This window comes from Streptomyces sp. PKA51 (assembly GCF_057552455.1).
In genome coordinates this window covers 476,014-489,880 of sequence record NZ_BAAJPZ010000003.1, presented here as the reverse complement: position 1 = coordinate 489,880, position 13,867 = coordinate 476,014, and the positions used below count along the sequence as shown (strand labels likewise).

The 13,867-nt window shown below is 74.2% G+C and carries 11 protein-coding genes; 5 read left to right on the top strand and 6 right to left on the bottom strand.

The annotated features are described in order from the left end of the window. The first annotated feature begins 345 nt into the window (after positions 1-345). Entirely contained in the window at positions 346-795 is a 450-nt protein-coding gene (locus AC27L3_RS07205) for a PTS sugar transporter subunit IIA (RefSeq protein WP_487233164.1), read from the top strand. A 106-nt stretch (positions 796-901) separates the two neighbouring features. After that, entirely contained in the window at positions 902-2,572 is a 1,671-nt protein-coding gene (ptsP, locus tag AC27L3_RS07200; RefSeq protein WP_487233163.1) for a phosphoenolpyruvate--protein phosphotransferase, read from the top strand. 100 nt (positions 2,573-2,672) lie between these two features. Here ptsP and AC27L3_RS07195 read toward each other — a convergent pair whose 3' ends face one another. Both AC27L3_RS07195 and AC27L3_RS07190 read right to left on the bottom strand, forming a co-directional pair. Further along, positions 2,673-3,572, bottom strand: a complete 900-nt coding sequence (locus AC27L3_RS07195; protein ID WP_487233162.1) for a hypothetical protein — start codon at positions 3,570-3,572, stop codon at positions 2,673-2,675. Positions 3,573-3,650: 78 nt separating this feature from the next. Beyond that, positions 3,651-5,657, bottom strand: a complete 2,007-nt coding sequence (locus tag AC27L3_RS07190) for an acetoacetate--CoA ligase (RefSeq protein WP_487233161.1) — start codon at positions 5,655-5,657, stop codon at positions 3,651-3,653. Between the two features lie 205 nt (positions 5,658-5,862). On the opposite strand from AC27L3_RS07190, the gene AC27L3_RS07185 reads away from it, so the two are divergent. Further along, positions 5,863-8,241, top strand: a complete 2,379-nt coding sequence (locus tag AC27L3_RS07185; RefSeq protein ID WP_487233160.1) for a glycoside hydrolase family 31 protein — start codon at positions 5,863-5,865, stop codon at positions 8,239-8,241. A 59-nt stretch (positions 8,242-8,300) separates the two neighbouring features. Next, positions 8,301-9,092, top strand: a complete 792-nt coding sequence (locus AC27L3_RS07180) for a M15 family metallopeptidase (RefSeq protein WP_487233159.1) — start codon at positions 8,301-8,303, stop codon at positions 9,090-9,092. Between the two features lie 9 nt (positions 9,093-9,101). On the opposite strand, the gene AC27L3_RS07175 is transcribed toward AC27L3_RS07180, so the two are convergent. The 4 genes from AC27L3_RS07175 to AC27L3_RS07160 form a co-directional block, all read right to left on the bottom strand. After that, entirely contained in the window at positions 9,102-9,707 is a 606-nt protein-coding gene (locus AC27L3_RS07175) for a GTP-binding protein (protein ID WP_487233158.1), read from the bottom strand. A gap of 120 nt (positions 9,708-9,827) precedes the next feature. Next, the gene (locus AC27L3_RS07170; protein WP_487233157.1) at positions 9,828-10,316 is read right to left on the bottom strand and encodes a DUF742 domain-containing protein; all 489 of its coding nucleotides are present in this window, start codon (positions 10,314-10,316) and stop codon (positions 9,828-9,830) included. A gap of 8 nt (positions 10,317-10,324) precedes the next feature. Further along, on the bottom strand, positions 10,325-10,777 hold the full coding sequence (locus AC27L3_RS07165) for a roadblock/LC7 domain-containing protein (protein ID WP_487233156.1): 453 nt from the start codon (positions 10,775-10,777) through the stop codon (positions 10,325-10,327). After that, on the bottom strand, positions 10,774-13,212 hold the full coding sequence (locus AC27L3_RS07160) for a sensor histidine kinase (protein ID WP_487233179.1): 2,439 nt from the start codon (positions 13,210-13,212) through the stop codon (positions 10,774-10,776). Before AC27L3_RS07160 ends, AC27L3_RS07165 begins: the two co-directional genes overlap by 4 nt. Before the next feature lie 282 nt (positions 13,213-13,494). Between AC27L3_RS07160 and AC27L3_RS07155 the strand changes: the two genes are divergently transcribed. Next, positions 13,495-13,845, top strand: coding sequence for a hypothetical protein (locus AC27L3_RS07155; protein WP_487233155.1), 351 nt, complete (start codon positions 13,495-13,497; stop codon positions 13,843-13,845). Positions 13,846-13,867 lie beyond the last annotated feature (22 nt).

Genomic DNA, 13,867 nt, shown 5'->3' with positions numbered 1-13,867 from the left:
CTCGGGCTTTCCTCCGGGCGCTTCCCTTCGGTGTTTCCCACTCTATCAGGCTTTTTCCGGCTTCCTTACCGCCCTGTTTCTTTCCGTTTACACGGACAGACAGAAGCGGATCCGGATTTGGATCGGTCTGAAGTGGGGTGCCGCCCTCGTGGGCAGGGATCCGACAGTACAGCCACCGCTCGGGCGAGGCAAATCGATTACGCAGCGCACACGGTTTCGCGCCCGCGTCGCGCCCGCACGCTCGTGCGGAAGCCTCTCTTCCTATGACATACGCTTCTGACCAGTGCGCCGTCCAGGACAGGTAGTGACGGCGCGTGACCAATCTCCACCCCTGGGAGGCTTCCCATGACCACCGTGACGTCCCCGATCGCCGGACGGGCCATCGGACTCGCGGCAGTGCCCGACCCGGTGTTCTCCGGAGCGATGGTGGGCCCCGGTACCGCTGTCGACCCCGTGCGTGAGCCGCACGCCGCCGTCGCCCCGGTCGACGGTGTCATCGTCTCGCTGCACCCGCACGCCTTCGTCGTCGTCGACCCCGAGGGCCACGGCGTGCTGACGCACCTCGGCATCGACACGGTCCAGCTCAACGGCGAGGGCTTCGAGCTGCTCGTCAACAAGGGTGACACCGTCACCCGTGGCCAGGAGGTCGTGCGCTGGAACCCGGCCGCGGTCGAGGAGGCCGGCAAGTCGCCGGTCTGCCCGGTCGTCGCGCTGGAGGCCACCGCCGACGTGCTGGCCGGCGTCGTCGAGGACGGCGACGTGAAGGCGGGCGACACCCTCTTCACCTGGCAGTGACCTTTCACCTGTGGTGACCTCCGCCGCCGGGAGGACAGGACCGGCGGTACGTACGACATCCACTGCGGCGGCCCCGCGCTGCCGCATCCGACCGGAGACAGGTGAAATGGAGACAACGCTGCGAGGCGTCGGCGTGAGCCACGGTGTGGCGATCGGCGAGGTCCGTCACATGGGCACGGCGGTGCTGGAGCCGCCGGCCAAGCAGATTCCGACGGACGAGGCGCCGCGCGAGCAGGGGCGCGCCCGCCAGGCCGTCGAGGCTGTGGCCGCCGACCTCATCGCGCGCGGCAACCTGGCCGGTGGCGAGGCCCAGCACGTGCTGGAGGCCCAGGCCATGATGGCGCAGGACCCCGAGCTGATGGCCGACGTCGAACGGCGCATCACCGTCGGCAGCACCGCGGAGCGCGCGGTGTACGACGCGTTCGCCGCCTACCGGGCACTGCTGGCGAACGCCGGCGAGTACCTGGCGGGCCGGGTGGCCGACCTCGACGACGTGCGCAACCGGATCGTGGCGCGCCTGCTGGGCGTGCCGATGCCGGGTGTGCCGGACAGCGACGAGCCGTATGTGCTGATCGCCCGGGACCTGGCGCCGGCGGACACGGCGCTGCTGGACCCGACGCTGGTGCTGGGCTTCGTGACCGAGGAGGGCGGCCCGACCAGCCACTCGGCCATTCTGGCCCGGGCGCTGGGCGTGCCGGCCGTGGTGGCGCTGCCGGGTGCGGGTGAGCTTGCCGAGGGCACGGTGGTGGCCGTGGACGGCAGCACGGGCGAGATCTTCGTCGACCCGAGCGAGGAGAAGCGCGCGGAGCTGACGAGGGCGGCGGAGGAGCGCAAGGCCGCGCTGGCCGCGTCGTCCGGTCCGGGTGCCACCTCGGACGGGCACAAGGTGCCGCTGCTGGCGAACATCGGTGGTCCGGGCGATGTCGCCGCCGCCGTGGACGCGGGGGCGGAGGGCGTCGGGCTGTTCCGTACCGAGTTCCTCTTCCTCGACGACAACAAGAAGGCGCCGTCGCAGGCCAAGCAGGTCGAGGCCTATCGCAAGGTGCTGGAGGCCTTCCCCGAGGGCCGTGTGGTCGTGCGGGTGCTGGATGCCGGCGCGGACAAGCCGCTGGACTTCCTGACGCCGGCCGACGAGCCGAACCCGGCGCTGGGCGTGCGCGGTCTGCGCACCCTGCTGGACCACCCGGACGTGCTGCGCACGCAGCTGGCGGCGCTGGCCGAGGCCGCGGCGGGCCTGCCGGTGTACCTGGAGGTCATGGCGCCGATGGTGGCGGACCGCACGGACGCGAAGGCGTTCGCGGACGCCTGCCGGGAGGCGGGTCTGCGGGCGAAGTTCGGTGCGATGGTGGAGATTCCCTCCGCCGCGCTGCGGGCGCGTTCGATCCTGCAGGAGGTCGAGTTCCTGTCGCTGGGCACGAACGACCTGGCGCAGTACACGTTCGCGGCCGACCGTCAGGTGGGTGCGGTCTCGCGCCTGCAGGACCCGTGGCAGCCGGCGCTGCTGGACCTGGTGGCGCTGTCCGCCGAGGCGGTCAAGGCCGAGGGCAAGAGCTGCGGCGTGTGCGGCGAGGCGGCGTCCGACCCGCTGCTGGCGTGCGTGCTGACGGGTCTGGGCGTGACGAGCCTGTCGATGGGCGCGGCGTCCATCCCCTACGTCCGGGCGACGCTGGCCAAGTACACGCTGGCGCAGTGCGAGCGTGCGGCCGCGGCCGCGCGGGCGACGGACACGGCCGAGGAGGCCCGTCTGGCGGCCCAGGCGGTGCTGTCGGGCGAGTGAGCCCGCGCTTGTCGCCGGCAGTGAGGTGACCGAGGGGCGTCCCACCGATGCGGTGGGGCGCCCCTCGTCGTTCGCCCCTCGTCGTTCGCCCCTGGTCGTGTCAGTCCACGGGGAATCCTTCCTTGTACTCCACGCCGTGTTCCGGTGGGACCGGTTCTCCGGTGCGGGCGTCGGTGCAGTAGGCGGCGAAGACCTCGGCCTCGCTCAGGGGGCGCAGCCCGGTGCCGGTCAGGCTCCAGGCGCGTACGGTCTCGGGCCGGCCGGGTGCCCTGGTGCGCAGGACGACGCCGCCGGCGCCGTCGGTGGCGATGCCGGCGCCGAGGACGGTGCAGAAGACGAGGGCAGCGGCCTCGCCGAGGTGCGGGGTGCGGTGTCCGTCGTGTTCGGTGTGCAGGACGGCGACGAGCGGGCCACGCTCGCCGGGAGTGGGGTCGCCGGGGCCGGGGCTGACGCTGCACACGAGGTGGTGGCGGCCGGGGCCGGCCGTCTCGACGAGGCGGTGCAGCAGGTGGGAGGCGCGGGTGAAGGCGGCCCGGCCGATGTCCTCGCCGCAGGAGGTGCAGTCGCCGTCGCGGGAGAGGAGTGCGGTGGCGCGTTCCCAGTGGGCCCGGTGGCCGGCTGTGTCGAGGAGGTCGGTCAGGAGGCCGGCCAGGGGGCGGCCGTCGTAGGGGAGGGTGGTGCCGGTGGCCGCGACGTGGGCGGTGTAGCGGGTGCGGCTGTCCGGGCTGTCGGGGTCGAGGTGCAGGTCGGCGCAGTACCGGGCGTACCGGTCGGGGTCGAAGAGGGCCACGGTGGTGTAGGTGCCGCCGGCGGCGAGGCTGCGCAGCAGGCCCTCCACGTGCCGCAGGTAGCCGGCGTGATCGTCGAAGGTGAAGGTGTCGTAGGCGCGCATGGCGGCGAACTCGCGTTCGCCGGCCAGGACGGCCACGGTGCTGGGTGTTTCCCTGCGGAGCCTGCGTCGTGCGGTCAGCCGGGTGCGGCCGTTGTCGGTGAGCGCCATGAACTCCCCCTCAGCGCAGGTGATCGATGCTCACTCACCGTAACGGCCGCCACTGACAACGCCTCTGACCAGGGGTTTCTACCGCTCGCGCCCCAGGCGCTCGTAGAAGGCGAGCAGGGCGGCGTTGTCGACGGATCCGAGGTTGACGGCCTTCTCCAGGGGCGTGCCCTGCAGCAGGCGCTTGACGGGGACCTCGATGCGCTTGCCGGTCAGGGTGTGCGGGATGCCGGGGACCTCGATGACCTCGTCGGGCACGTGCCGCGGCGAGAGCTGTTCGCGGATGGTGCGCTTGATCTTCTCCAGCAGGGCGTCGTCGAGCGCGGCGCCGGGGGCGAGGTGGACGAACAGGGGCATCCAGTAGCCGCCGTCGGGCTGTTCGACGCCGATGACGAGGGATTCGCGGATCTCGGGGAGCCGTTCGACGGCCTCGTAGATGTCGGCGGAGCCCATGCGCACGCCCTGCCGGTTGAGGGTGGAGTCGGAGCGGCCGTGGATGACGACGGTGCCGCGGGAGGTGAGAGTGATCCAGTCGCCGTGCCGCCAGGCGCCGGGGAACATCTCGAAGTAGCTCTCGCGGTAGCGGCTGCCGTCGGGGTCGTTCCAGAAGCGGACGGGCATGGAGGGCATGGGGTCGGTGACGACGAGCTCGCCGACCTCGTCGGTCAGCGGCTTGCCGTGGGGGTCCCAGGCCTGCAGGTCGGTGCCCAGGCAGGGGGCCTGGAGCTCGCCGACGTACACGGGGAGGGTGGGGACGGCGCCGGCGAAGCAGCTGCACACGTCCGTGCCGCCGCTCACCGAGGCGATCCACATGTCCTCCGCGACCTCGTCATGGATCCAGCGGAAGCCGTCGGGCGGCAGCGGGGAGCCGGTGGTGGCGACGCAGCGGACGCCGGAGAGGTCGAAGTCGCGGCCGGGGTGGACGCCGGCCTTGCGGCAGGCCATGACGTAGGCGGCGGAGGTGCCGAAGAGGGTGGTGCCCGTGCGTTCGGCGATGCGCCACTGGGCGGCGGTGTCGGGGTGGCCGGGGCTGCCGTCGTACAGCACGACGGTGGCTCCGACCAGGAGGCCGGAGACGAGGAAGTTCCACATCATCCAGCCGGTGGAGGTGTACCAGAAGAAGCGGTCGCCGGGGCCGAGGTCGCAGTGGAGGGCGAGCTGCTTGAGGTGTTCGACGAGGATGCCGCCCTGGGACTGGACGATGGCCTTGGGCAGGCCGGTGGTGCCGGAGGAGTACAGCACCCACAGCGGGTGGTCGAAGGGCACCTGTTCGAAGACGGGTGCGACGTCGGCGGCGGTGAGCTCGTCCCAGTCCAGGGCGCCGTCGGGGGCGGGCGTGCCGAGCAGCGGGACGTGGACGACGGCCCGCAGGGTGGGCAGTTCGGCGCGCAGCTCGGCGACGACGTCGGTGCGGTCGTGGCGCTTGCCGCCGTAGTGGTAGCCGTCGACGGCGAACAGTACGACGGGCTCGACCTGCTGGAAGCGGTCGAGGACGCTGCGGGCGCCGAAGTCGGGGGCGCAGGAGGTCCACACGGCGCCGACGGCGGCGCTGGCGAGCAGGGCGACGACGGCCTGGGGGACGTTGGGCAGGTAGCCGCTGACGCGGTCGCCGGGGCGTACGCCGAGGCGGCGCAGGGCGGCGGCGAGGGAGCCGACCTGGCGGCGCAGGTCCGCCCAGGTGACCGGGTGCGGGTCGGTGCCGGTCTCGTCGGCGTGCAGCAGGGCCGCCTCGCCGGCCCGGGCGGGGTCCTCGGCGGCGCGCAGGGCGTGTTCGGCGTAGTTGAGGGTGGCGCCGGGGAACCACCGGGCGCCGGGCATGGAGCGGTCGGCGAGGACGCGCTCGTAGGGGGTGGAGAAGCGGACGTCCGTCCATTCGGTGACGGCGCGCCAGAAGGCTTCGAGGTCCGCGACGGACCAGCGGTGCAGGTCGGCGTAGCTCGCGACGGGGTCGCCGGGGCGCGGGGCGGGGGCGCCGTACCGCTCGGCGGCGAAGGTGTGGAAGCGGGTGACCTGGGCGCGGGCGATGCGGTCCGCGCCGGGCCGCCACATCGGCTCGGGCTGTTCGGCGGGCTGCGGTGCGGTGGTCATCTCTCGGCTCCCGGCTGCTACGCGTCGTGGGCGGCACCGCGCACGGCGGGGTGGGCACGTGTGGCGGCTGCCCAGACCATGCCATGTGATCGACTCGTGCACCAGGGCCGGTGTCACACGGGTGCGGGCGGGGCAGTCCCAAGCGGGGGTGAACGGGTGCGGAACGGTACGCGGGCCGGCCGGGGCCGGTGGCAGGGTGGGCGGCATGGACGTGGGTGACGTGGTGCGGTCGTCGAAGTGGGTGGCGTCGTTGCGGGCGGTCGGCAGCGCGCAGGGGCTGCGGTCCGTGCGGTCGGCGTGGCGGCGGCACCGGGCGGATGCGGTGGCGCTGCCGCGCCAGGGGGTGACCCGGGCGCGGGTGCCGGGGGCGGCGCAGGGCGCGGAGCCGGAGCCGGGCGGCGGGGTGGTGCGGTTCGCCCGGTCGTCGCTGCGGGTGCGGGTGGCGGCGGGCGGCGCGGTGTTCTGCGGCTGGGACGGGGCGGGGCCGGAGCCGTCGTACGCGCTGGCCGGCGGGGTGCCGGAGGTGGACGAGCGGGCGGTGCTGGAGCCGGACACCGACGGCGGCTGGCGGGTGGTCTCGGAGCGGGTGCTGGTGACGGTCTCGCGGCACGGGACGGTGGAGTTCCGTACGCCGGGCGGGGTGGTGCTGCGCCGGGACCTGCCGCCGCGCTGGTGGGAGGCTCCGGGCGGGCAGGCTGCCGCGGGGGCGGCGGGTGCCGGGCGGTGGATGCAGCGTTCGGAGGTGGCGGCGGACGCGCGGTTCTTCGGGCTGGGCGGCCGGGCGGCGGGGCCGCGGCTGCGGGACGGCGAGTACCGGTTGTGGAACACCGATCCGGGGGGTTCCTTCGAGCCGGGCGACGATCCCCTGTACATCACGATGCCGGTGCAGCTGGTGGTGGCGGACGCGGGCACGCACCTGGCGTTCCACGACAACAGCTGGGACGGGCGGGTGCGGCTGTGGGAGGGCGAGGAGGGGGCGGGGTCGGGGCACGACCGGCCGGGCCGCTGCGAGGTGCGCATGGACGGCGGGCCGCTGCGCTCGTGGGTGCTGGTGGGCACTCCGGCGCGGGTGCTCGGCGGCTGGGCGGCGCTGACGGGGGGTGCGGCGGTGCCGCCGGCGTGGGCGCTGGGCCATCAGCACGCGCGGTGGGGGTTCGGCACCGAGCAGGAGGTGCGGCGGGTGGCGGCCGGCTACCGGGAGCGGGGGCTGGCGCTGTCGGCGCTGCACCTGGACATCGACCACTTCCGCGGGCACCGGGTGTTCACGGTGGACCGGGAGCGGTTCCCGGACCTGCCGGGTCTGGCGGAGGAGCTGCGCGCGCAGGGGACGCGGCTGGTGTCGATCGTGGACCCGGCGGTGAAGGCGGAGCCGGGGCTGGCGGTGTACGACGCGGGGGTGCGGGCGGGGGCGTTCGTGAAGGACGCGCGGGGGCGCGAGGTGCGCGGCGAGGTGTGGCCGGGCGAGTCGGTCTATCCGGACTTCACCGATCCGAAGGTGCGTTCGTGGTGGGGCGCCTTGTACGAGGAGCGGCTGGCGCAGGGGTTCGCGGGCTTCTGGCACGACATGAACGAGCCGGTGTCCTTCGCGGCGTTCGGGGATCCGACGCTGCCGCGTTCGGCGCGGCATGCGCTGGAGGGCCGCGGTGGCGACCACCGCGAGGCGCACAACGTGTACGGGATGCAGATGGCGCGGGCCGGGTACGAGGGGCTGTGCGCGCTGCGGCCCGGCGAGCGGCCGTTCACGTTCTCCCGGTCGGGCTGGGCGGGGATGCAGCGCTACGGCGGGACGTGGTCGGGGGACGTGGCGACGGGCTGGCCGGGGCTGCGGGCGTCGCTGGGGCTGGTGCTGGGTCTGGGGCTGTGCGGGGTGCCGTACTCGGGGCCGGACGTCGGGGGGTTCACCGGTTCGCCGTCGCCGGAGCTGTATCTGCGCTGGTTCCAGCTGGGGTCGTACCTGCCGTTGTTCCGCACGCACGCGGCCATCGCGGCGGGGCGGCGGGAGCCGTGGGAGTTCGGGGCGGAGGTGCTGGAGCACGCGCGGGCGGCGCTCGCGGAGCGGGAGCGGCTGCTGCCGTACTTCGTGACGCTGGCGCACCTGGCGCACCGCACGGGGGCGCCGTACGTGCGGCCGGTGTGGTGGCGCTCGCCGGAGGACCGGGCGCTGCGCGACTGCGAGGACGCGTTCCTGCTGGGCGACGCGCTGCTGGTGGCGCCGGTGCTGGAGCGGGGCGCGGACCGGCGGGCGGTGCGGCTGCCGCGGGGCCGGTGGTACGACACGGCGACGGGGCGGGCGTACGAGGGGCCGGGGCAGGTGCTGCTGGACGCCCCGCTGTCGCGGGTGCCGGTGCTGGCGCGGGCGGGTGCGGTGATTCCGGTGGCGGGTGCGCAGGGCGGGGTGGAGCTGGAGGTGTGGGCGCCCGCGCCGGGCCGTACGGGCGGCGGGGTGCTGGTGGCGGACGCCGGGGACGGCTGGGAGCAGCCGCCGGTGGTGCGGTTCTCGACGCGGTGGCGGGACGGGGTGGTCGAGGTGGAGCGCGAGGGTGCGGCCGAGGTCGGTCACCGGGTGCGGCTGCTGGGCGGGTGAGGTACCGATTGCCGTTGCAGGGGTTCCCGGGGGCGGTGGCGGGCTGGTAAGCGAGGGGCATGCCGAGACTGTCCGCGCTGCGGCGCATGCTGATCGCCCTGGTGGCCGTGGTCTGTACGGCGGCGGTGTCCGTGCCGGCCTCCGCGCGGCCCCTGCCGCGCCCGGAGGCGCTGCCGCGGGGGTTCGTGGCCCTCGCGTCGGTGGATCCGACGATCCTTCAGGAGATGCGGTACATCACCCCGCACAATTTCACCGGCCACCGGGTGGCCGGCTACGAGCGGCCCCGGTGCCTGCTGACGCGGCCGGCGGCCGAGGGGCTGCACCGGGTGCAGATGGCGCTGCTGCGGCGCGGTTATTCGTTGAAGGTCTACGACTGCTACCGCCCGCAGCGGGCGGTCGACGATTTCGTGGCGTGGGCGAAGGACCTGGGGGACGTGCGGATGAAGGAGGAGTTCTATCCGCGGGTGGACAAGTCGCGTCTGTTCGAGGACGGCTACATCGCGGCGAAGTCCGGGCACTCGCGGGGCAGCACGATGGACCTGACGGTGGTGCGGCTGCCGGCGTGGCCCACGCGCCCGTACGTGCCGGGGGAGCCACTGGTGAACTGCTACGCGCCGAAGGCGGCGCGCTTCCCGGACAACTCCGTGGACATGGGGACGGGGTTCGACTGCTTCGACACGCTCGCGCACACCCTGGACCCGCGGGTGACGGGCGTGCAGCGGGCGAACCGGCTGCTGCTGAAGACGGCGATGGAGCGGGCCGGTTTCGTCAACCTCCCCGAGGAGTGGTGGCACTTCACGCTGCGCGGCGAGCCGTATCCGCAGACGTACTTCGACTTCCCCGTGCGCTGATCCGCGCCCTCAGACCGCGGCCGGGCTGCGGGTGATGCCGGTGGCCAGGGCGTGCTCGACGACGGTGACGAGCACGTCCTTGACGGACTCGCGGTCACGGGCGTCGCACATGATCACGGGCACGTCCGGGTCGAGGTCGAGTGCGTCGCGCACGGCCTCCTCGGAGTGGCGGGCCGCGCCGTCGAAGCAGTTGACGGCGAGGGTGAAGGCGATGCCGCGGCGCTCGAAGTAGTCGACGGCGGCGAAGCAGTCGGCCAGGCGCCGGGTGTCGGCGAGCACCACGGCACCGAGGGCGCCCTGGGCCAGTTCGTCCCACAGGAACCAGAAGCGGTCCTGGCCGGGGGTGCCGAAGAGGTACAGCACGAGGTCCTCGCGCAGGGTGATGCGGCCGAAGTCCATGGCGACGGTCGTGGTGCGCTTGGCCTCCACACCGGAGATGTCGTCGACGGGCCGGCCCGCCTCGGTGAGCAGTTCCTCGGTGCGCAGCGGCTGGATCTCGCTGATGGAGCCGACCAGCGTGGTCTTGCCGACGCCGAAGCCGCCGGCGACGAGCACCTTGAGGGCCACCGGCGGGGCCGCGGGCCGTATGCGGCGGTCAGAGCGGCCGAACACCATGGGTTTTCCTCCGTCTTCAAGGGTCAGTGCGGCATCGCGCTCCCCCCGTGGTCCTGCTCTCCCCCGCGGTACTGATCGTTCCGCACGGACCGCCGCCTGTTCAACCCCCTTCCGGTCCCCTCACAGGGCCCGCAGCCCGTCGATGACCTCGCGCAGGATGCCGGCGTCGGGCAGCTCGGCCGGCGGCACCGGGCGGCAGGCGCTGACGTAGCCGGCGTCGATGAGGTCGCCGATGAGGACGCGCACCACGCCGACGGGCAGGTCGAGCCCGGCGGCGAGTTCGGCGACGGACTGCGGCTCCTGCAGAACGAGCCCGGCGATGTCGAGATGTTCCGGCGAGAGCGTCCGGTCGGCGATGGCGTGGGCGCCACCGGGGTGGGCGAGCAGGAAGTCCTCGGCGACGACGAGCGCAATCAGGTCGAGCCGCTCGGCCGCCGCCGCCCGGGTGCGGCCGCGGGTCATCGTGTACGGGCGGACGACGGGGCCCGCCGCGTCGTCGTACCAGTGCGCGGCGTGCTCCGGTGCATCGGGACCGGACGGCCGCCGCGCGCCCGCGCCCGGGCCGGTCGCGGGGTCCGGCGGGCGGAAGGCGGCGGCGTCCTCGGTCATGCCGCCGGTCACGCGTCGGCGGCGCCGGCGCGCGGAGCAGTGGCCAGGTGCGCGCCGACGCGCTTGACGAGGAGGGTCATCTCGTAGGCGACCTGGCCGATGTCGGACTCCGCGTCGGCGAGGACGGCCAGACAGCTGCCGTCGCCGGCGGCGGTGACGAACAGGAAGGCCCGGTCGAGCTCCACGACGGTCTGGCGGACCTCGCCGGCCGCGAAGTGCCGGCCCACCCCCTTGGCGAGGCTGTGGAAGCCGGAGGCGACGGCGGCCAGGTGCTCGCCGTCCTCCCGGCTGAGCTCCTTGGAGGAGCCGGTGGCCAGTCCGTCGCCGGAGAGCACGAGCGCCTTGCGGATGCTGCCGACGCGTTCGACGAGGTCGTCCAGGAGCCAGTTGAGCCCGCCGGAGCCGGCGTCCCCGTCCCCGGTGCGGTCAGTGGTGCGTATCGCGGCCTTCGGTGCGGTCATCGACCGTCCCCCTCGGTTGTCGTTCCTGGTGCGGTTCTGCCCGACGTCTTCGGTGGCGTCGTCGGTTCATTGTCGGCCCGGCCCCGTTGCCAGCCGCGCTGCAGGGCGGCCATGCGCGAGCGCACCTCCTCGGGGTCGCGCTCGGCCGGCCCTCCGGCCGGGTCGGGCACCGGCCGGGTGCGGGCGGCGGGCGGCTCCTTGAGCTGCGGGGCGAGGCTGGCCTGGCGCACGCGCCGGGGCAGGCCGCCGGGCGGGGTGGGGTCCGTGGCCGGGCCGTCGGCGGCCTGCTGGTGCTGCTCGCCGTCGGGTACGGCCCGGCGGGCGGACCTGCGGCGCGGCAGCGGCACGGCGCCGGAGGTGTCGTCGTGGGCGCCGCCGGGCGACGGCTCGTACGGCGTGGCGTGCGAGCCGGTGGTGTGCGAGCCGGTGGCGTACGGCTCGTCCTCCGGGTCCTCGTAGGCGTAGCCGGTGCGCCGTGCGGGGCGGCGGGTCGCGGGGCGGGGCACGGGCCGGCCGCCGGTGTCCTCCCGCCCGGTGCCCGGCGCGGTCTCGGTGAGCAGGCCGGAGGGGATGAGGACGACGGCGGTGGTGCCGCCGTACGGCGAGGGCTGCAGCGAGACCCGTACGCCCTGGCGCTGGGCGAGCCGGCTGACGACGAACAGGCCGAGCCGGTCGGTGTCGGACAGCTCGAACTCGGGTGTCTCGGCGAGGCGGAGGTTGGCCTCCAGCAGCGCCTCGGGGGGCAGGCCCAGGCCGCGGTCGTGGATTTCGAGGGTGAAGCCGTTGGAGACCCGCTCGCCCGTCACGTGGACGGTGGTGTGGGGCGGGGAGAAGACGGTGGCGTTCTCCAGCAGTTCGGCGATCAGGTGGGTCAGGTCGGCGACGGCGGGGCCGGAGACGGCCAGCCGCGGCAGCCGGCGCACCTCGATGCGCTCGTACGCCTCGACCTCGCCGACGGCGGCCCGCACGACGTCCATCAGCGGGACGGGCCGGCGCCACTGTCGGGAGGGGGCGGCGCCGGAGAGGATGACCAGGCCCTCGGCGTGGCGGCGCATGCGGGTGGTGAGGTGGTCGATGCGGAAGAGGTCGGCGAGTTCCTCGGTGTCCTCGGTGCGGCGCTCCATGGCGTCCAGCAGCGTCAGCTGCCGGTGCAGCAGGACCTGGCTGCGGCGGGCGAGGTTGACGAAGACCTCGGAGACGCCGCGGCGCAGCTCGGCCTGTTTGACGGCGGCCTCGACGGCGGCGCGCTGCAGGGTCTCCAGGGCCTGCCCCACCTGGCCGATCTCGTCCGAGCCGTGTTCGCGGCGGGGGGCCTCGGCCTCGATGTCGAGGCGGTCGCCGGCGGCGAGGCGGCGCATGACGCTCGGCAGCCGGACGCCGGAGATCTCGTGCGCCTCCTTGCGCAGTTGCTGCAGGTCCTTGACCAGGCCCCGGCCGACGCGCAGGGAGACCACCAGCGAGACGACGAGGGCGATGAGGCCGAGGACGCCGGCGACGATCGCCTTGGCCAGCACCCCGGCGGCCACCGGCCGCACTCGGCCGCTGAAGCGGTCGACGGTCTCGACGCTCATCCGGCTGAGGTCCTCCAGGACCGGGCCGGCGGTGCTCTGCCAGCGGTGCGCGTCCACGACGCGCACGGCCCGGGCCTGGCCGCCGAGGACGACGGCGTCCTCGGTGGCGACCAGGGCGCGGCCGTTGGGGCCGCGCCAGTAGTCCTCGTAGGTCTTCCGGTCGGCGGCGGGCAGGGCGGGCAGGTGGGTGGTGTAGAGGGTGGTGCGCTCGGCGATGCGGTCGGAGAAGGCCCGCAGGTCCTGGCGGGTCATGGTGCCGGCGGCCAGGGCGGCGGCCAGCAGGGCGTCCTCGCGGGCGACGGCCTCGCGGGCGCGGCCGAGGCCGACGACGGCCCGGCCCCAGCGGTCCATCTCGGTGTTCTGCAGGGGGCCGAGGCTGCCGAGGAAGTCGTAGTAGGGCTCGATGATGTCGTTGTAGGACTGGAAGGCGTCGAGGCGGGTCAGGGCGCCGTCGGCGGCCTTGCGGCGCAGGCCGTCGAGGCCGTCGAGGGCCCGCTCCAGGGCGCGGAACCGTTTCGCCGCGTCCGCGCCCATGTCGCCGCGCACATCGCCGTCCACGCCGGAGCGGAAGGAGGACACCGTCCGGTCGGTGGCGTGCTGCAGGGCGAGCAGCTCCGTGCGCACGTCCGAGCGGGCGGGGTCGGCGAGTTGGACGAGGGTCTGCCGGCGCTCCTTCTGCAGGGCGCGCACCATGTCGCCCGCCGGGTAGCCGACCTTGCGCATGACGTCGGCGGCGGAGAGCAGCTGGACGGCCTCGCCGGCGGTGATGGAGGTGGCGAAGACCCACAGCCCCGTCAGGGACACCAGGGGCACCAGCAGCAGCGCCACGATCTTCCGGCGGATCGACTTCCCGCGAAAGCGCATGGCCTCCCCCATGTCAACCCCCTTGCCGGGGGGTGGTGTTCCGTGTGCCGACAGCAACGCGGCGTGAGCCTACTACTGTGCGCTTCGGGACTCGAAGGCCAGTGCGGCCGAGGCACGCCTCTCTGACCGGATTTCTCCTGCTGTTTCCCTCCCGCCGGGAACTTCCGGGCGCACTTGCGCGCTCTTTCCTTCAAGGAGGGGTCCGTTCGGGGCGTGCATCCTGCCGCAAGGCATCGGCACCGGCCCGTCCGGGCAGCAGCCACGTGGGGGAGGTGAGCCGCCATGGACCTGGACCACGACACCCGGCCGTCCGGGCGCAGGCCGTTGTGGGTGGAGGAGAGCGCCGCCCGGCCGCGCATGCCCGATCCCGTGCGGGCCTCGGCGGTGCGCGCGGGGATCGTCGCCTCGGTCACCCTGATCGTCACCATGATCGCGATACTCTTCGCGCTCACCGGCAACTGGCTGGCGTTCCCCGCGGTGCTGCTGGCCGTGGCCGGCACCGTCGCGGCGACCTGGGCGGTGGCCGACGTCTGGGTGACGCGCCAGGTGTGGCTGCAGCGGCACGGCGTGGTCTCCGTGCCGAGCAGCACGGCGCGGCCGGTGCGCCGCGCCCGGCGCCCGCGCTACCCCTGACGGGCCGGCACGGCCGGCCCGC

Coding starts and splice junctions, on each gene's coding strand:
- AC27L3_RS07205 (WP_487233164.1), top strand. CDS start 346: ATGACCACCGTGACGTCCCCGATCGCCGGACGGGCCATCGGACTCGCG.
- ptsP (WP_487233163.1), top strand. CDS start 902: ATGGAGACAACGCTGCGAGGCGTCGGCGTGAGCCACGGTGTGGCGATC.
- AC27L3_RS07195 (WP_487233162.1), bottom strand. CDS start 3,572: ATGGCGCTCACCGACAACGGCCGCACCCGGCTGACCGCACGACGCAGG.
- AC27L3_RS07190 (WP_487233161.1), bottom strand. CDS start 5,657: ATGACCACCGCACCGCAGCCCGCCGAACAGCCCGAGCCGATGTGGCGG.
- AC27L3_RS07185 (WP_487233160.1), top strand. CDS start 5,863: ATGGACGTGGGTGACGTGGTGCGGTCGTCGAAGTGGGTGGCGTCGTTG.
- AC27L3_RS07180 (WP_487233159.1), top strand. CDS start 8,301: ATGCCGAGACTGTCCGCGCTGCGGCGCATGCTGATCGCCCTGGTGGCC.
- AC27L3_RS07175 (WP_487233158.1), bottom strand. CDS start 9,707: ATGGTGTTCGGCCGCTCTGACCGCCGCATACGGCCCGCGGCCCCGCCG.
- AC27L3_RS07170 (WP_487233157.1), bottom strand. CDS start 10,316: ATGACCGAGGACGCCGCCGCCTTCCGCCCGCCGGACCCCGCGACCGGC.
- AC27L3_RS07165 (WP_487233156.1), bottom strand. CDS start 10,777: ATGACCGCACCGAAGGCCGCGATACGCACCACTGACCGCACCGGGGAC.
- AC27L3_RS07160 (WP_487233179.1), bottom strand. CDS start 13,212: ATGCGCTTTCGCGGGAAGTCGATCCGCCGGAAGATCGTGGCGCTGCTG.
- AC27L3_RS07155 (WP_487233155.1), top strand. CDS start 13,495: ATGGACCTGGACCACGACACCCGGCCGTCCGGGCGCAGGCCGTTGTGG.